Origin of the sequence: Pseudomonas imrae (assembly GCF_046352735.2) — a bacterium.
GTDB classification, from domain to species: domain Bacteria; phylum Pseudomonadota; class Gammaproteobacteria; order Pseudomonadales; family Pseudomonadaceae; genus Aquipseudomonas; species Aquipseudomonas imrae.
In genome coordinates, this window is sequence record NZ_CP110853.2 from 3,255,542 (window position 1) to 3,272,818 (window position 17,277).

Annotated in this window: 13 protein-coding genes and 4 tRNA genes; 3 read left to right on the top strand and 14 right to left on the bottom strand. The window is 57.0% G+C overall.

Annotation, left to right across the window (positions count from 1 at the left end; translation table 11 throughout):
• Positions 1–2: 2 nt before the first annotated feature.
• Complete coding sequence (locus tag OQ460_RS14455) at positions 3–821, bottom strand: DUF2242 domain-containing protein (RefSeq protein WP_410018138.1); 819 nt, start codon at positions 819–821, stop codon at positions 3–5.
• 92 nt (positions 822–913) lie between these two features.
• The gene (locus OQ460_RS14460) at positions 914–1,810 is read right to left on the bottom strand and encodes a LysR family transcriptional regulator (protein ID WP_410018139.1); all 897 of its coding nucleotides are present in this window, start codon (positions 1,808–1,810) and stop codon (positions 914–916) included.
• Between the two features lie 126 nt (positions 1,811–1,936).
• Between OQ460_RS14460 and OQ460_RS14465 the strand changes: the two genes are divergently transcribed.
• Positions 1,937–3,121, top strand: coding sequence for an MFS transporter (locus OQ460_RS14465; RefSeq protein ID WP_410018140.1), 1,185 nt, complete (start codon positions 1,937–1,939; stop codon positions 3,119–3,121).
• Positions 3,122–3,179: 58 nt separating this feature from the next.
• On the opposite strand, the gene OQ460_RS14470 is transcribed toward OQ460_RS14465, so the two are convergent.
• From OQ460_RS14470 to OQ460_RS14515, 10 genes are all read right to left on the bottom strand, one after another.
• Complete coding sequence (locus OQ460_RS14470; RefSeq protein WP_410018141.1) at positions 3,180–5,051, bottom strand: SurA N-terminal domain-containing protein; 1,872 nt, start codon at positions 5,049–5,051, stop codon at positions 3,180–3,182.
• A 232-nt stretch (positions 5,052–5,283) separates the two neighbouring features.
• On the bottom strand, positions 5,284–5,556 hold the full coding sequence (locus tag OQ460_RS14475; RefSeq protein WP_003174819.1) for an HU family DNA-binding protein: 273 nt from the start codon (positions 5,554–5,556) through the stop codon (positions 5,284–5,286).
• Between the two features lie 146 nt (positions 5,557–5,702).
• Entirely contained in the window at positions 5,703–8,099 is a 2,397-nt protein-coding gene (lon, locus tag OQ460_RS14480) for an endopeptidase La (protein WP_410018142.1), read from the bottom strand.
• 148 nt (positions 8,100–8,247) lie between these two features.
• Entirely contained in the window at positions 8,248–9,531 is a 1,284-nt protein-coding gene (clpX, locus tag OQ460_RS14485) for an ATP-dependent Clp protease ATP-binding subunit ClpX (RefSeq protein ID WP_410018143.1), read from the bottom strand.
• 112 nt (positions 9,532–9,643) lie between these two features.
• On the bottom strand, positions 9,644–10,279 hold the full coding sequence (gene clpP, locus OQ460_RS14490) for an ATP-dependent Clp endopeptidase proteolytic subunit ClpP (RefSeq protein WP_003238276.1): 636 nt from the start codon (positions 10,277–10,279) through the stop codon (positions 9,644–9,646).
• Between the two features lie 91 nt (positions 10,280–10,370).
• The gene (gene tig, locus OQ460_RS14495) at positions 10,371–11,681 is read right to left on the bottom strand and encodes a trigger factor (protein WP_410018144.1); all 1,311 of its coding nucleotides are present in this window, start codon (positions 11,679–11,681) and stop codon (positions 10,371–10,373) included.
• A 400-nt stretch (positions 11,682–12,081) separates the two neighbouring features.
• Positions 12,082–12,157, bottom strand: a tRNA-His gene (locus OQ460_RS14500).
• A gap of 78 nt (positions 12,158–12,235) precedes the next feature.
• A tRNA-Leu gene (locus OQ460_RS14505) sits at positions 12,236–12,320 on the bottom strand.
• A gap of 58 nt (positions 12,321–12,378) precedes the next feature.
• A tRNA-His gene (locus tag OQ460_RS14510) sits at positions 12,379–12,454 on the bottom strand.
• Positions 12,455–12,486: 32 nt separating this feature from the next.
• Positions 12,487–12,563, bottom strand: a tRNA-Arg gene (locus OQ460_RS14515).
• Positions 12,564–12,843: 280 nt separating this feature from the next.
• On the opposite strand from OQ460_RS14515, the gene folD reads away from it, so the two are divergent.
• Positions 12,844–13,698, top strand: a complete 855-nt coding sequence (gene folD, locus OQ460_RS14520) for a bifunctional methylenetetrahydrofolate dehydrogenase/methenyltetrahydrofolate cyclohydrolase FolD (RefSeq protein ID WP_410018145.1) — start codon at positions 12,844–12,846, stop codon at positions 13,696–13,698.
• Between the two features lie 209 nt (positions 13,699–13,907).
• Positions 13,908–14,840, top strand: a complete 933-nt coding sequence (gene pbpG / locus OQ460_RS14525; RefSeq protein ID WP_410018146.1) for a D-alanyl-D-alanine endopeptidase — start codon at positions 13,908–13,910, stop codon at positions 14,838–14,840.
• 15 nt (positions 14,841–14,855) lie between these two features.
• Here pbpG and OQ460_RS14530 read toward each other — a convergent pair whose 3' ends face one another.
• Positions 14,856–15,539: a peptidase C39 family protein gene (locus OQ460_RS14530; RefSeq protein ID WP_410022012.1), complete on the bottom strand. Its 684-nt coding sequence runs from the start codon at positions 15,537–15,539 to the stop codon at positions 14,856–14,858.
• A 426-nt stretch (positions 15,540–15,965) separates the two neighbouring features.
• The gene (locus OQ460_RS14535; protein ID WP_410018147.1) at positions 15,966–17,249 is read right to left on the bottom strand and encodes a Zn-dependent hydrolase; all 1,284 of its coding nucleotides are present in this window, start codon (positions 17,247–17,249) and stop codon (positions 15,966–15,968) included.
• Between the last annotated feature and the right edge of the window lie 28 nt (positions 17,250–17,277).

The following is a 17,277-nucleotide window of genomic DNA, read 5'->3' on the forward strand; positions in this document are numbered from 1 at the left end:
ACTTATTGCCCCGGTATCGGCAGCGGTGGGATGGCTTCTGTCGGTGCCGGCAAAGTTGGAGCAGTTTCCACGGGGACTGTTTCAACCGGGGCAGTCTCTGCTGGCGCAGCGGGCTCGGCAGGCGGTAGAGGAGCAATCGGCGCCGTTTCCAGCGGTGGGACCAAAGGTTGCGAAGCTTCAGGCACCACTGTCGGGGCGATCGGTGCCTGTGGCTCAGTTGGCAGTGGCGCCTGGTCCTGCGGCACGCCCAACGGCACTTTCGGCGCCTCAGGCGCAGGTTCTTCCGGTTTCACTTCACGGGGCAGGAACACGTCCACCAACGCAAAGTAACGATCATAAAACTTCGGCGAAGTGACGGTTTCGCTGGCGACCTTGACCATCGAGTCGTCGGTGGAGCCAATCGGCATCGAGACGGAGCCCAGCACGCCAACCCCGAGACTGGCAGAGTTGTTGACCTTCTTCAGCGCATAGCGATCCTGCAAGGCGTTGGCAAATATCGTCGCCTGGTGATCGCTGCTGCCATCTTCGGCGCACACCACATTGAAGCTGATCTGCAGATGGCTCTCACCGGTCTGCTGGAAACTCTTGTTACCACTGACCAGCTTCGGATCGCTGCTGGTGATGATGTAACCCTGGCTGAGCAATGCCCGTCGGGCCGCTTCGCAGGCCGCTACATCACTGACCGGATAGTTGCGTGAAAACGTACCGGAGTCATCGAAACTCTCATGCTCATAGATAGCGGTCTTGGGCGACGAGCAGCCCGTGGCGCCCGCCAGCACCAGCGCGAGCCCAAGGCCACGCAAGTGAAATGATGTGGACATCGAAAATCCTGAGGAAAACGGTCAGGGCGGTATTGTGCAACAGATCGTGACGCCTGCGCGCGGATTCCTGTCGGCAAAACATCAGCGACCTGTCAGACAGGCGCTGTAGGAAAAAGCGCCAAACTCATATGATCAATAAACACCCGCAGCTTGGCTGAAGCATGCCGACTTGACGGCCAAAGCAACCAGAAACTGCCGCTATGCTCCAGATAATCATCCAGCACCCGCTGCAACCGCCCCTGCTCGACCGCCTCGTGCACCATGAAATCCGGCAGGCAGGCAATTCCCAGGCCTTCATTTACCACATGGAGAAGGGACTCGATCGTGGTCGAAACCAACGGAGCACGAAGCACCGGTGCTGGCTCCTGCGGCAGATGGCGCAAAGGCCAGGCTTCCAGCTTGCCGGTCGCGCAGAACTTATGGCGCAAACAAGCATGATGGTTCAGATCGATAGGGCGCCGAGGCGTGCCGTGCTGGCTGAAATAGTCGGCAGACCCCACCAACACCAAGCGGTAATGCCCCAACAGGCGAGCCGTCAGGCGTGAGTCCTCTGGCCTGCCGGTGCGCACCACCGCGTCGAAGCCTTCCTCGATCACATCCACCATGCGATCGGAAAAGTCCACGTCCAACTCGATGTCCGGGTAAGCCCGCATAAACCCAGTCAGCACCGGCATCAACAATCCTCTGACTTGCGGCAAGCTGATGCGTAACTTGCCCCTGGGCGCGGCCGCCGCCTCGCTCAGCTCCTGCTCCGCCGCTTCGACTTCGGCAAGAATGCGCCGGCAGCGCTCCAGAAACAGTGCCCCCTCGCCCGTCAAAGTAATGCTGCGGGTACTGCGGTGAAACAACCTGACGCCCAACCGCTTTTCAATACGCGCAATGCTTTTGCCAATCGCCGAAGAAGACACCCCCAGCAGCCTCCCGGCCTGGGTAAAGCTGCGGGTTTCCGCAACCTGTACAAACACCGAAATACTGCCCAGGCGGTCCATTCTCGTTTCCTGATGATTACGGACATGAACGTCCGATAAGTTCGGAACCTTAGCCTGTTTTTCTACGCTGTCCAGCTCCCTATTCTTGCTCACCCACTCGACACATTGAAAACGGAGCCGAGAAACATGAACGACTGCAGCCCGCTCGCCGACTCATCCCCGCGCCTCTCGGCCAGCCGTGAACGACTGCCTATCGGCGGCTTGATGGCGCTGGCAACTGCCGGGTTTATCACCATTCTCACTGAAGCGTTGCCCGCCGGCCTGCTGCCGCAGATGAGCGCAGGCCTCGGGGTATCCGAAGCAATGGTTGGTCAACTCGTTACCCTATATGCCCTTGGCTCATTGCTGGCAGCCATCCCGTTGACCATCGCCACCCGTGGTTGGCGGCGTCGACCATTACTGCTGATTGCCATTGGCGGTTTTGCGCTGGTCAACAGTGTCACGGCGCTGTCCAACGATTACTGGTTGACCCTGGCCGCACGATTATTGGCTGGGGTATTTGCCGGCCTGCTGTGGGCGTTACTGGCCGGGTATGCCAGCCGGATGGTTGCGCCACATTTGCAAGGCCGCGCGATTGCCGTGGCCATGCTTGGCGCGCCCCTGGCATTGTCTCTCGGCGTACCCGCCGGCACCTTCCTCGGCGCTGCAGTGGGCTGGCGCTGGAGCTTCGCGATCATGACCGCGCTTACCCTAATACTACTGGCCTGGGTACGCTGGCAAGTACCGGATTTCGCCGGACAAACTGCCGAAAAACGCCTCGGTCTACGCCAGGTCCTGAGGCTATCCGGGGTACGCCCAGTGCTGTTCGTGACCTTTACCTATGTGTTGGCCCACAACATTCTTTACACCTATATAGCCCCTTTCCTCGTACCCGCCGGGATCACTGCCGACATTGACCAAGTGTTGCTGGTGTTTGGCCTGGCAGCACTTCTGGGTATCTGGATCGTCGGAGCACTGATTGACCAACACCTGCGCCTCTTGCTGACCATCAGTTGCGCATTGTTTGCGTCTTCGGCCTTGGTGCTGGGGCTCTGGATCAATTCCCCTTTCGTGGTGTACCTGACGGTAGCACTGTGGGGGCTCGCCTTTGGCGGTTTGCCAGCCTTGCTGCAAACAGCGCTGGCCAAATCCGCCGGCGACTCGGCAGATGCCGCGCAGTCCATGCTAGTGACCGTGTGGAACCTGGGTATTGCCGGCGGCGCATTGGTCGGCGGCATGTTGCTTCAAGGAGTGGGCGTGACGTCTTTTCCCTGGACCGTCGCGGCGTTGGTGGCATTTGCCCTGGCAGCCACACTGCGGGCTGTACGCTGACTACAACAGGCAAAAAAAACCGGCTGGGAGGCCGGTTTTTTTCTACACAGTTACGCCGTCAGAAACGCTCGATATCAGCCTCGGCTTCCAACTGCTTGCGATAGGCAGCGAAGTCCTGCTGACCCACACGCGAAGCGAGAGAGCGACGGTATTGCTCTTTCTCTTCATCGGTAGGCGCAACTGCTTCGTTGACACCATTCAGGCGCACAATCACCAGACTACCGTCCGGCAAAGTCACGTCGGCAAATGTCGGCTTGTCCTTCGCCACTGGCTTGGCCATGCGGAACAGCGCCTGCAGCACCGCAGGCTCGACCCCTTCCTCGCCACGATTGGCTGCTTCTGTGGCTTTCCAATCCTGGCCATCGACAGCCTGATCCAATGGCAGCTTGCCACTGCGCAGGTTAGCGATCAGCTCATCGGCATGGGTCTTCGCCGTTGCGCTGGCACGCTCTTTGGTCAACTGGGCACGGATAGCGGTCGCAACGCTTTCCAATGGCAGTTGCTCGGGCTTGCGGTGCTCCTTGGCGCGTAGCACCACGATGGTTTCCGGGTCAAGCTCGATGGCGGTGCTGTTGGCACCCTCATCTAACACTTCAGGACTGAACGCAGCCTGGATCACTGCACGATTGGCAGTGATACCTTCGCCACCCTCACGACCGAACGGCGCGGAAGTCTGTACGGTCAATTTCAGGTCCGAGGCTGGCTGAGCCAGATCGGAGGCTTCGAACGCCGCGTCTTCCAGTTGCTTGGTCGCTTCCACGAAGCGTTGTTCGACCTGCTGGGTTTTCAGTTCACGTGTCAGCTTGTCTTTCAGGCTGGCAAACGATGGCACCTCAGGCGCTTCAACACCCAACAACTTGATCAAGTGCCAGCCAAAGGTCGTACGAACCGGCGCCGAAACCTGATCCTTGCCCAAGGCATACAGGGCAGTCTCGAAGTCCGGATCGTAAACGCCCTGACCTGCATAACCCAAGTCACCGCCGTTGTTGGCCGAGCCAGGATCCTGAGAAAACTCCTTGGCCAGGGCCTCGAAGCTTTCGCCCTTGGCCAGGCGCGCCTGGACGTCTTCGATCTTGGCTTTGGCCTGCGCCTCGTTCACCTTGTCGTTGACTTCAATCAGGATGTGCGCTGCACGGCGCTGCTCGGCAAGGTTGGCAGTTTCTTTCTGATACAGGGCCTGCAGCTCATCGTCGTTGACAGTGACCTGATCAAAGAAGGAAGCCTTCTTCAGCTCCAGATAATCAATGACCACCTGATCAGGTGTCATGAACTCTTTGGCATGCAGGTCGTAGTAAGCCTTGACCTCATCGTCGGTGAGTTTCACCGCCGCAGGGTCAGCCTTGACATTGACGGTGGCGAAATCACGCGTCTGCTTTTCCAGACGAGCGAATGCCAGTACTTCCTGATCGGTCACAAAACCGCTGCCGCCGATGCCGGCGCTCAGTTGGCCAATGAGCATTTCCTGAGTCAGCATCTGACGAAATTGCATGCGGCTGTAGCCCAGTTGACGAATCACCTGGTCGAAACGTTCAGCGCTGAATTTGCCGTCTTCCTGGAACTCCGGCATCTGCAGGATCATTTGGTCCAAGGCAGCGTCCGAGAAGGAAAACTTCGAATCGGCCGCGCCTTGCAGCAGCAATTTGCGATCGACCAGACCCTTGAGGGCAGCGTCACGCAGCATTTTTTCATCCAGCAAGGACGCGTCGAAGTCCTTGCCCAACTGTTGCATCAACTGTCGACGTTGCATGTCGACCGCTTGGCTCAGTTCGTTTTGACTGATTTCCTCACCATTGACCTTGGCCGCGTTCTGGCTGTTGGTCGTGGCCTGAAATATGGCCTCGATACCGGTGAAAGCCATCAATACAACGATGATTCCGATAATGGTCTTGGCAATCCAGCCTTGTGAATTGTCCCTGATATTCTGCAGCATGCGTCCCCCAGAAACGGTTGAACTTCAAAGATTAGGCAACCGTGGAGCGTGGGTAGAGTCCGGATAGAAGAAAGGCGCATCCGAGGATGCGCCTTCTCGTAACTGGCAGAGCGGACGGGGGTTTTAACCCACACCCCCGGCATTGCGACCCAATAATTCATTGGGTCTGCTGCCGCTCCGCTGTCAGGTCAGACTTACGTGTGACCCGGGCAGGCAAAGGCTTGAACGAAGCTTAGTTGACCGCTTCTTTCAGGGCCTTACCGGCTTTGAAACCTGGTTTTTTGGCGGCGGCGATTTGCAGCGCCTTGCCAGTCTGTGGGTTACGGCCAGTGCGAGCTGGGCGATCGGTCACAGAGAAAGTACCGAAACCAACCAGTACCACGGAGTCGCCGGCCTTGAGAGCGCCAGTGACGGATTCGATTACTGCGTCCAGCGCACGGCCAGCAGCAGCTTTCGGGATATCAGCAGATGCAGCGATAGCATCAATCAGTTCCGACTTGTTCACTCTAAGTCCCCTTATATCTATTGAGTATGATTCTAAGTTTTTTGGTGAAAGCAAAAACCAGTGCTGAATGGCCTACAGACACTTAAGAGCCGCTTTATAACAAGGGCTCTAAAAAGCTGTCAAGGAAGCCACCCGGCTTGAACGTATTAATGCGTGCTAATTCTTTCCTTAGATTCAGTCTCGCGCTTTTCTTCCTTCGCAACTATCTCGGGAGCCACATCCGGTAAGGGCTCCGGCGCGTATTGCAGCGCAATTTGCAGGACCTCGTCAATCCATTTAACCGGTTTAATCTGCAGATCCTGCTTGATATTGTCAGGAATTTCCTTCAAGTCGCGAACATTCTCTTCAGGAATGATCACAGTCTTGATACCACCTCGGTGTGCAGCGAGCAATTTCTCTTTGAGGCCACCAATGGCCAGCACCTGACCACGCAGGGTAATTTCCCCGGTCATGGCGACATCGGCGCGCACCGGAATGCCAGTCAGCGCTGATACCAGTGCCGTGCACATGCCTACGCCGGCGCTAGGACCATCTTTGGGGGTCGCCCCTTCCGGCATGTGGATATGGGTGTCGTGCTTCTCGTGGAAGTCCAGGGGAATCCCCAGGCTCCTGGCACGACTACGCACTACGGTCTGCGCGGCAGTGATGGATTCGACCATTACATCGCCCAGGGAACCGGTCTTGATCAACTGGCCTTTACCTGGGATCACGGCAGCCTCAATAGTCAGCAACTCGCCTCCCACTTGAGTCCAGGCAAGGCCCGTGACCTGACCGACTTGGTCCTGCTGCTCTGCCAGACCGTAGCGGAATTTACGGACGCCCAGGTAATGCTCCAAGGTGTCTGCCGTGGCCTTCACCGAGAAACGTTTGTCCAGGGTGTGCTCCTTGACTGCCTTGCGGCAAATCTTCGCGAGCTGACGCTCAAGGCCCCGCACACCGGCTTCTCGGGTGTAGTAACGGATGATGTCGCGGATTGCCTCGACCTCAAATTCAATCTCACCCTTCTTCAGGCCGTTGGCCGAAATTTGCTTGGGCGCGAGGTATTTGACGGCGATATTGATCTTCTCGTCTTCGGTGTAACCCGGCAGACGAATCACCTCCATCCGGTCCAGCAAAGCGGGCGGAATATTCATGGAGTTGGAGGTGCACAGGAACATTACGTCGGACAGGTCGTAGTCGACTTCCAGGTAATGGTCGTTGAAGTTGTGGTTCTGCTCCGGATCAAGTACTTCCAGCAACGCGGATGCCGGATCGCCACGCATGTCGCTGCCCATTTTGTCGATTTCATCGAGCAGGAACAGCGGGTTGCGCACACCCACCTTCGTCATCTTTTGAATCAATCTTCCTGGCATCGAACCAATGTATGTCCGGCGATGACCACGAATTTCCGCCTCGTCACGTACGCCACCCAAGGCCATGCGCACGAACTTACGGTTTGTCGCATTGGCAATGGATTCGGCCAGCGAGGTTTTACCCACACCAGGCGGCCCGACCAGGCACAACACAGGGCCACGAATCTTTTTCACGCGTTTTTGCACGGCAAGATATTCGAGGATGCGATCTTTGACTTCTTCAAGGCCGTAGTGGTCGGCATCAAGAATATCTTCGGCCCGGGCCAGATCCAGGCGTACCTTGGTCTGGGCCTTCCACGGCACCTGCACCAGCCAGTCGATATAGGAGCGGACCACAGTGGCTTCAGCCGACATAGGCGACATCTGCTTGAGCTTGTTCAGCTCGGCAGTGGCCTTGGCCAGCGCGTCTTTGGGTAAGCCCGCGGCATCGATGCGCTTTTTCAGCTCTTCGATTTCGTTGTGACCTTCCTCGCTGTCACCCAGCTCCTTCTGAATGGCCTTCATCTGCTCATTCAGATAGTACTCGCGCTGACTGCGCTCCATCTGCTTCTTGACGCGACCGCGGATACGCTTTTCAACCTGCAACAGGTCGATTTCAGCATCCAACAAAGCCAGGACATGCTCGACACGGGCAGATAAGTCGATAATTTCAAGAATGTCCTGCTTCTGCTCGATTTTCAGTGCCATGTGCGCAGCCATGGTATCGACCAGGCGACTTGGCTCATCAATGCTATTGAGAGAGGACAGGACTTCAGCCGGGACTTTCTTACCCAGTTGTACGTATTGCTCGAACTGCGAAAGCAGGCTGCGAACAAAAACTTCGGACTCACGCTCAGGTGCATCGACTTCGTCGATCAGAGCCACTTCTGCGCGCAGGTGACCGTCCACTTCCATAAAGCGCTCGACCGCACCGCGTTGCTCACCTTCTACCAGCACCTTGACGGTGCCATCCGGCAGCTTGAGCAGTTGCAGCACGGTAGCAATGGTGCCGACACGATACAGGGCGTCTTCGCCAGGATCATCGTCAGCTGGGTTTCTCTGGGCCAACAGCAGGATCTGCTTGTCGCCCGTCATCGCGGCCTCGAGGGCTTCGATAGACTTCTCGCGCCCCACGAACAGCGGGATAACCATGTGCGGATACACAACGACATCACGCAATGGCAGGAGAGGCAATTCAATGGTTGTCTTCATGATTTCGCCTCTATGACAGATGAAAGTAAGCTTGAAGCCAAGATGGGGGCTGCGTGCGAAAAAAACAAGCGCATTACAGGCAGTTAAAGCCAGTAAAAACAAAGGGGCCTGAAAAGGCCCCCTTGTTTTTGCTTCGCCAGGACAACGCTTACGCGTCAGGCGCAGCCTTGGCAGCCGGCTCACTGTTTTCGTAGATATACAGTGGCTTGGACTTGCCTTCTATAACGCTTTCGTCGATCACCACTTTACTCACCTCGGACTGCGAGGGGATCTCGTACATGGTATCGAGCAACACGCCTTCGAGAATCGAACGCAAGCCACGTGCGCCAGTCTTGCGCTCCAGCGCACGCTTGGCCACGGACTTGAGCGCATCGGTACGGAACTCGAGATCCACACCTTCCATCTCGAACAACTTGGCATACTGTTTGGTCAGGGCGTTTTTGGGCTCGGTAAGGATCTGCATCAACGCAGCCTCATCCAGCTCATCCAACGTCGCCAGCACCGGCAGACGGCCGACAAACTCAGGGATCAGACCGAACTTGACCAAATCGTCAGGTTCAACTTCACGCAAGGACTCACCGACTTTCTTGCCTTCTTCCTTACTGCGCACCTCTGCACTGAAGCCAATGCCACCGCGCGTGGAACGGTTTTGAATCACCTTTTCCAGACCGGAGAACGCACCGCCACAGATAAACAGGATGTTGCGCGTATCAACCTGAAGGAATTCCTGCTGGGGATGCTTGCGACCACCCTGGGGCGGCACGGAAGCAACTGTACCTTCGATCAGTTTCAACAGGGCTTGCTGCACGCCCTCACCCGATACATCCCGAGTGATGGACGGGTTGTCCGATTTGCGCGAGATCTTGTCGATTTCATCGATGTAGACGATACCCATCTGGGCCTTCTCTACGTCGTAATCGCATTTCTGCAACAGTTTCTGAATAATGTTCTCAACGTCTTCACCCACGTAGCCCGCCTCGGTAAGAGTGGTTGCGTCGGCGATGGTGAAGGGAACGTTCAGCAGGCGAGCCAGGGTTTCCGCAAGCAGGGTTTTACCCGAACCTGTAGGACCAATCAGCAGGATGTTGCTTTTGCCGAGTTCGACGTCGTCATTCTTCTTGTCACGCTGGTTCAAACGTTTGTAGTGGTTGTACACCGCTACAGCCAGAACCTTTTTCGCACGCTCTTGACCAATCACATACTGATCAAGGATGCCGCTGATTTCTTTAGGCGAAGGCAATTTATGCGCGCTGCTTTCGGCCTGGGCTTCCTGCACCTCCTCACGGATGATGTCATTGCACAGGTCGACGCACTCGTCGCAGATAAAGACCGAGGGGCCGGCAATCAATTTGCGTACTTCATGCTGGCTTTTGCCACAGAAGGAGCAATAGAGCAGCTTGCCGTTGTCCTCGCCGTTGCGGGTGTCAGTCATTCGTTCGATCCAAATCCGATAGGCTTGCAACACAAGATGAAGGCTTATGCGGGCTTTTTCAAGCCCGCCTGTGATCGGACATGCCGACCAGCCTTATTTCGCACTGCTTATATTAGGCTGGGCGCTTTTCGATCACTGCGTCGATCAGCCCGTACGCACGCGCGGCCTCTGCACTCATGAAATTGTCGCGATTGGTATCGCGCTCGATTTCTTCCAGGGTGTGCCCGCTGTGCTTGGCCATCAGCGTGTTGAGACGCTCACGAATAAAGAGGATTTCCTTGGCGTGGATTTCGATGTCCGACGCCTGGCCCTGGAAGCCGCCCAGTGGCTGGTGAATCATTACGCGCGAGTTAGGCAGGCAGAAACGCTTGCCCTCGGCACCGGCAGTGAGCAGGAACGCGCCCATGCTGCAGGCCTGGCCGATGCAGGTAGTGGAGACATTTGGCTTGATGAACTGCATGGTGTCGTAGATCGACATGCCTGCCGTTACCGAACCGCCCGGGGAGTTGATATAGAGATGGATGTCCTTGTCCGGGTTTTCCGCTTCAAGGAACAGCAGCTGCGCACAGATCAGGTTGGCCATGTAGTCCTCTACCGGGCCCACCAGAAAGATCACACGCTCCTTGAGCAGGCGCGAGTAGATGTCATAGGCGCGTTCGCCACGAGCTGATTGCTCGACAACCATCGGGACCAGGCCGCCAGCGGCCTGGATATCAGAGTTCTGCTGAATATAGGAATTACGGAACATGCTCTGCAGTTACTCCCAAATAGTCATGTCTTGAAAACGCATAAGCCAGCGCGAGGCTGGCTTATGGTTGTATTTCGAACGAGTTGGACAATCAGTCGGCTTGTGCTGCTTCCGCCGGCTTGACTGCTTCTTCGTAAGAGACCGCTTTATCGGTCACCTTAGCCTTCTGCAGAACAGTATCCACAACTTGCTCTTCCAGCACAACCGAACGCACTTCGTTCAGCTGCTGGTCATTCTTGTAGTACCAAGCCACGACCTGCTCAGGCTCTTGGTAAGCCGAAGCCATTTCCTGGATCATTTCGCGAACGCGATCTTCGTCAGGCTTGAGATCGAACTGCTTGACTACTTCTGCCACGATCAGACCGAGCACAACACGGCGCTTGGCTTGCTCTTCGAACAGTTCGGCCGGCAATTGATCAGGCTTGATGTTGCCACCAAACTGCTGAACAGCCTGTACGCGCAGACGATCCACTTCGTTGGACAGCAGCGCCTTTGGCACTTCGATCGGGTTGGCGGCCAGCAGACCGTCCATGACCTGGTTCTTGACCTTGGACTTGATGGCCTGACGCAGTTCACGCTCCATGTTCTTGCGAACTTCGGCGCGGAAACCTTCGATCCCGGTTTCCTTGATACCGAACTGGGCGAAGAACTCTTCGTTCAGCTCTGGCAGCTTAGGCTCGGAAACGCTGTTGACGGTAACGGTGAACTCAGCGGCTTTGCCAGCCAGGTCCAGGTTCTGGTAGTCAGCAGGGAAAGTCAGGCTAAGAACGCGCTCTTCACCGGCCTTGGCGCCAACCAGGCCGTCTTCGAAACCCGGGATCATGCGGTTGGAACCCAGTACCAGCTGGGTGCCCTTGGCCGAGCCGCCAGCGAAGACTTCGCCGTCAACCTTGCCCTCGAAATCGATGTTCAGCTGATCTTCGTTCTGGGCGGCACGATCGGCCACTTCGAAACGAGTGTTCTGCTTGCGCAGGATTTCCAGCATGTTGTCCAGGTCGGCATCAGCCACTTCGGCGCTCAGGCGCTCGATGGCGATGGAATCGAAACCAGCAACGGTGAACTCAGGGAACACTTCGAAAACGGCAACGTATTCGAGGTCCTTGCCTGCTTCCAGGGATTTTGGTTCGATCGAAGGCGAGCCAGCCGGATTCAGCTTTTGCTCGACAACAGCTTCATAGAAGGAAGCCTGGATCACGTCACCTACAGCATCCTGACGTGCGTCAGCACCAAAACGGCGCTTGATTTCGCTCATCGGCACTTTGCCTGGACGGAAACCAGCGATCTTGGCCTTTTGGGCAGTCTGCTGCAGACGCTTGTTGACCGCAGTCTCGATGCGCTCTGCCGGCACGGTGATGCTCATGCGGCGCTCGAGAGCAGTAGTATTTTCAACAGAAACTTGCATGGATATTCCTCGTTGCACAGACGTTAGCCGGCCGTTTCCGACCCCAGAATCAAGGGCATGCATTCTAGTGGGTCAAACTCAAGAAGTCACCCTACTGGAAACGGGTAAAAAAACAGCAGGCAATTTATAGGGAAAAACGCACGAATACCCTTCGCCCCGGTGGCAAATACAACCCATCACGCCAGAGCCCTGCGTCAACCCTTCTATAATAGAAGAGGTCACCCGACATGTCCCTGGCAGCCGACCTTGTTACCAAGCCCGACGGACAGCACAGCATCATCGAGAAACATATATTCGACGAAGTGCCCCGCCCCACGACCCAGAACCTGCAGCCGTCGATACTCGAACCGCCAAAACAAAAAAAGGCGCCAGACTGTTAAATCTGGCGCCTTTCGAAATATGGGGTGGACGAAGGGGATCGAACCCTCGACAACGGGAGTCACAATCCCGTGCTCTACCAACTGAGCTACGCCCACCATATTGCGTAACAAAGAGGCCAAACAACCTCTTTGCTGAGCACCGCCCCTGCCAACCGGCATGAGTGACGCTTTAATTGGTGCGGATGAAGAGACTCGAACTCTTACGCCTCGCGGCGCTGGAACCTAAATCCAGTGTGTCTACCAATTCCACCACATCCGCGGCTTGAAGCTGTTAAAGCAAAGGCGCCAGACCGTTAAATCTGACGCCTTTTGGAATATGGGGTGGACGAAGGGGATCGAACCCTCGACAACGGGAGTCACAATCCCGTGCTCTACCAACTGAGCTACGCCCACCATCTTGCGCTACTTGTGCCAAAGCTGCCTAATGGCGCACCCGGCAGGACTCGAACCTGCGACCATCCGCTTAGAAGGCGGATGCTCTATCCAGCTGAGCTACGGGCGCCTTATTAATCTGTACCCTTGAAGGACTACAAACTAAATGCTTCCGGCCCTGCATAATGAAACAACCATTACGCCCGACCTTCTTGACCAGTGCTAGGCTGTGCCCGACAAGTGCGACGAATAGTATAGACGCCCCCAAAGGTCGTCAAATCTTTTTTGAAAAAAATTCATTTTATTTAAGGGGTTAGGGGAATTTGCAGACCAAGCGCCTTTGCCCTCACGTCCTGGCGTGCGAGAATGCGCACACTTTTCTTCCCCCTCTCGATGGTTAATCACGCGTAATGACTGCACAACTTATCGACGGCAAATCAATCGCCGCCAGCCTGCGCCAGCAGATCGCCAAACGTGTCGCCGAGCGTCGCCAGCAAGGCCTGCGCACGCCAGGGCTCGCGGTGATCCTGGTCGGCAGCGATCCCGCCTCTCAGGTTTATGTCTCGCACAAGCGTAAAGACTGTGAAGAGGTCGGCTTTATTTCCAAGGCCTACGACTTGCCTGCCGATACCACGCAACAGGCCCTTACCGATCTGATCGACAGCCTCAACGACGACCCGAACATCGACGGCATTCTCCTGCAGCTGCCGCTGCCGGAACACCTGGATGCGTCCAAACTGCTCGAACGCATCCGCCCAGACAAAGACGTCGACGGCTTCCACCCTTACAACGTCGGTCGCTTAGCCCAACGCATCCCGCTGCTGCGGCCGTGTACGCCGAAAGGCATCATGGCTCTGCTGGAAAGCACCGGTGTCGACCTCTACGGTCTCGATGCCGTTGTCGTTGGCGCGTCCAACATCGTAGGTCGCCCGATGGCCATGGAATTGCTGCTGGCCGGCTGCACCGTGACTGTCACCCACCGCTTCACCAAGGACCTGGCCGGCCACGTTGGCCGCGCAGACCTGGTGGTGGTCGCTGCCGGCAAGCCTGGCCTGGTCAAAGGTGAGTGGATCAAGGAAGGTGCCATCGTCATCGACGTAGGCATCAATCGCCAGGACGATGGCAAGCTGGTGGGCGACGTGGTGTACGCAACTGCCCTGCCCCGCGCCGGCTGGATCACTCCCGTGCCGGGCGGTGTCGGCCCGATGACGCGCGCCTGCCTGCTGGAAAACACGCTATACGCCGCGGAAACATTGCACGGCTAATAACCTGTCGCGCTAAAAGAGCCCCGCCTTATGGCGGGGCTTTTTATTGCCCAAAGAAAAACCGGTTTTTTCTTTGTTTTTAAGGAGTTTCGTCTGGTTTCGGAAGAACATTCGACAGTTTCTGATCCATACTAATAATATGTAACGTCATTTTTCTTCAAGCCCGTTGCAGAACGGTAATTTCCTATTTTATTAGCGAGTTCATCCGCGTGAATATTCGTCTTTCCATTATCAGCCTGATGCTTGCATTCACCAGCACCTTCGCCAACGCCAGCGAAACCACTCTCGCCCCGCGCGACCCTTCGCAGCTGCACATCGCCTCGGGCAGTGCGATGCTGGTGGATCTGCAGACCAACAAGGTTATCTATTCCAGCAACCCCGACGTGATTGTCCCCATCGCCTCGGTGACCAAACTAATGACTGGCATGGTAGTGCTGGACGCCAAACAGGACATGGACGAATACATCTCCGTCAATATAAGTGACACGCCGGAGATGAAAGGGGTGTTTTCGCGGGTGCGGCTCAACAGCGAGATGCCGCGCAAAGAGATGCTGCTGATTACCCTGATGTCGTCAGAGAACCGCGCAGCGGCCAGCCTGGCGCATCATTATCCCGGCGGCTACGCCGCATTTATTGCCGCAATGAACGCCAAGGCGAAGTCTCTGGGCATGAGCAGTACCCGTTACGTCGAGCCCACTGGGTTGTCGATCCATAATGTCTCGACCGCCCGGGACCTGAGCAAGCTGGTTCAGGCCGCACGCAAATACCCGATGCTCACGCAATTGAGCACTACCAAGGAAAAAACCGTGTCCTTTCGCAAGCCCAACTACACTCTGGGCTTCTCCAACACCGATCATTTGGTCAATCGCGCCAACTGGGACATCCAACTGACCAAGACCGGCTTCACCAATCAGGCCGGCCACTGTCTGGTACTGGTCACCAGCATGGGCAACCGTCCAGTGTCGCTGGTTATCCTTGATGCGTTTGGCAAGTTCACCCATTTTGCCGATGCCAGCCGTATCCGCAAATGGATCGAGACAGGCAAAAGCGGTTCGGTGCCGGACGTAGCCTTGCAATACAAGGCCGACAAGAACCTCAAGGGCCGCCAAAACGGCGTGGCTCAGGCGTCCGGGGCGCGCTAATCTAGGCGTCGGGTTTCAAGGTTTGGTCGATTTATCGGCCATCACCTTGAGCGCCTGGGCCGCCGCCTGCTGCTGACCCGCCTGCGCCGTAGCATTGGCAGCCTGCTGCCATTTTTGCGAATCCAGTTCTGCGGGCAGTTGGCTCGGACGCTGAATCAGCACAGCCCAGTGCCCAGCGCTTTTCCATGCAGAATCAAAATCACTGAACGCCATCAAACGCCGCCGATCCCTTCCGGCCCGCAACAACAGGGTGTTTTTCTGCTGATTGAAGCCGACCAATACGGCATAACGCGGCTCGGCCCAGAACGTCGAGCCCTCAGTAATACGCACCATCACCGGATACCCCGCCGCCACTTGCGCCAACAGCGCAGGCAACCTGGCCTCCAGCGGATACACCAACATCCCGTATTCACGCGCCAGGACCTGCATATTGCGCTCAAGATCGGCTTGCGCATCCGGCAAGCGCAGCGGCTTATCCAGCAAGCCCGGTGTAATCACAATGCCTTGTTGGGACAGCATGCTGGCCAAGGTCGCAGGGCCGCCCTGATAGGTATCCCCGCGAAACGCCGGCACACCGGTGAGCTCGACGCGCTCGGGCAAACCGCGGATTTTCGCGGTCGGCTGCCCGGCACAGGCTGCAAGCCCCAAGGCACAGGTGACTACCAACAAAGATGTCTTGACGTTCAGCGGTAAGCGCAACTTCTTCACTCTCTTGTTCAACTGCCGGTGGGGCTCTGATCATAGGGCGCTCCCGGGCTCGGGTATAGCCTTGAACCACAGTAAAAGGTGCGCATTAGAGCAAACGAGTTGCACGCTTCGACCATTGGTCAATAGCGCGCAACCAGCCGACGGCTAGACTGTCCATTGAGAAGACAGTGTGTGCCCTGCACAGGGCGAAAGGAGGCACTCATGAGCCTGACGACAACGATACTTCTTTTGGTCTGTGGCTGGCTGGCCGTTGCCGGCGCCATGTTGTGGGGGATATTGCGCATCACTCGTCGGCATCATCATCCGCAAGCCAGGCCCACGGCACCTGCCAAATCGCACAAACCCGCCACACATCACGCCTAGGCCGCGCCCCTATCCTGATTGGATACCACGCGCATTGCGTGGTATCCCTGCACATCAGGCCGCGAGCTTTCCAGCGGCAATCGCAACCGATGCCGCCACCATCGCCCGCAACAACACGGCACACCCCGCCGCCAGGTCGTCCGGTGCGGCGTTCTCGATCTCGTTATGGCTGATGCCACCCTCGCACGGCACAAAGATCATACCGGCCGGGCCCAGCTCAGCGACAAAAATCGCATCGTGCCCCGCTCCGCTGACGATATCCATATTCGATAAGCCCAAGCCATTAGCCGCTTCGCGCACAGCGTCCACACAGCCTTTGTCGAAATACAGCGGCGGAAAGTCAGCGGTGGGCAACATTTCAAAGGTCAGGCCATGCTTGGCGCAGGTGTCCTCGATGACCTTGCGCACCTGGGCAATCATCGAGTCCAGCCGCGCCGGCTCCAGATGGCGAAAATCCAGGGTCATCCGCACTTCACCAGGGATAACGTTGCGCGAGCCGGGATAGGCTTGCAGGCAACCCACGGTGCCACAGGCGTGGGGCTGGTGGCCTAGGGCTGCGGCATTGACCGCCGCAACCACCGCAGCAGCCCCCACCAGGGCATCCTTGCGCAAGTGCATCGGGGTCGGGCCGGCATGAGCTTCAACACCGCGCAACTTCAGGTCGAACCACTTCTGGCCTAAAGCCCCAAGCACTACGCCGATGGTTTTTTTCTCATCCTCAAGAATCGGACCTTGCTCGATATGGGCCTCGAAATAGGCGCCGACCTTATGCCCGCTTACGGGCCGCGTCCCAGCGTAGCCAATGGCATTGAGCGCATCACCGACCGTCACGCCATCGGCGTCCGTCTTGGCCAGGGTATCTTCCAGGGTGAATTTTTCGGCAAACACGCCAGAGCCCATCATGCACGGAGGAAATCGCGAACCTTCTTCATTGGTCCATACCACCACTTCCAGCGGTGCTTCAGTTTCAATACCTAGATCGTTAAGGGTGCGCAGCACTTCCACACCCGCCAACACGCCAAAGCAGCCATCGAACTTGCCGCCGGTAGGCTGGGTGTCGATATGACTGCCGGTCATCACTGGCGGCAGTTTCGGGTTGCGCCCGGGACGCCGGGCGAAGATATTGCCAACGCCATCGATGGTCACGGTGCAGCCGGCCTCCTCGCACCACTTCACAAACAGATCGCGGGCCTGTCGGTCGAGGTCGGTCAAGGCCAGGCGACAGACACCGCCCTTGGGCGTGGCACCGAGCCTGGCCAGGTCCATCAGCGACTGCCACAAGCGGTCACGGTTAATGTGCTGATGAGTGGATTGCAAGACGTCTGCGACAGCGTTCATGGTGTTCTCCTCAGGCTGTTTTTATGGA

Coding starts and splice junctions, on each gene's coding strand:
- OQ460_RS14465 (WP_410018140.1), top strand. CDS start 1,937: ATGAACGACTGCAGCCCGCTCGCCGACTCATCCCCGCGCCTCTCGGCC.
- clpX (WP_410018143.1), bottom strand. CDS start 9,531: ATGACTGACACCCGCAACGGCGAGGACAACGGCAAGCTGCTCTATTGC.
- OQ460_RS14455 (WP_410018138.1), bottom strand. CDS start 821: ATGTCCACATCATTTCACTTGCGTGGCCTTGGGCTCGCGCTGGTGCTG.
- tig (WP_410018144.1), bottom strand. CDS start 11,681: ATGCAAGTTTCTGTTGAAAATACTACTGCTCTCGAGCGCCGCATGAGC.
- clpP (WP_003238276.1), bottom strand. CDS start 10,279: ATGTTCCGTAATTCCTATATTCAGCAGAACTCTGATATCCAGGCCGCT.
- OQ460_RS14470 (WP_410018141.1), bottom strand. CDS start 5,051: ATGCTGCAGAATATCAGGGACAATTCACAAGGCTGGATTGCCAAGACC.
- OQ460_RS14535 (WP_410018147.1), bottom strand. CDS start 17,249: ATGAACGCTGTCGCAGACGTCTTGCAATCCACTCATCAGCACATTAAC.
- OQ460_RS14460 (WP_410018139.1), bottom strand. CDS start 1,810: ATGGACCGCCTGGGCAGTATTTCGGTGTTTGTACAGGTTGCGGAAACC.
- lon (WP_410018142.1), bottom strand. CDS start 8,099: ATGAAGACAACCATTGAATTGCCTCTCCTGCCATTGCGTGATGTCGTT.
- folD (WP_410018145.1), top strand. CDS start 12,844: ATGACTGCACAACTTATCGACGGCAAATCAATCGCCGCCAGCCTGCGC.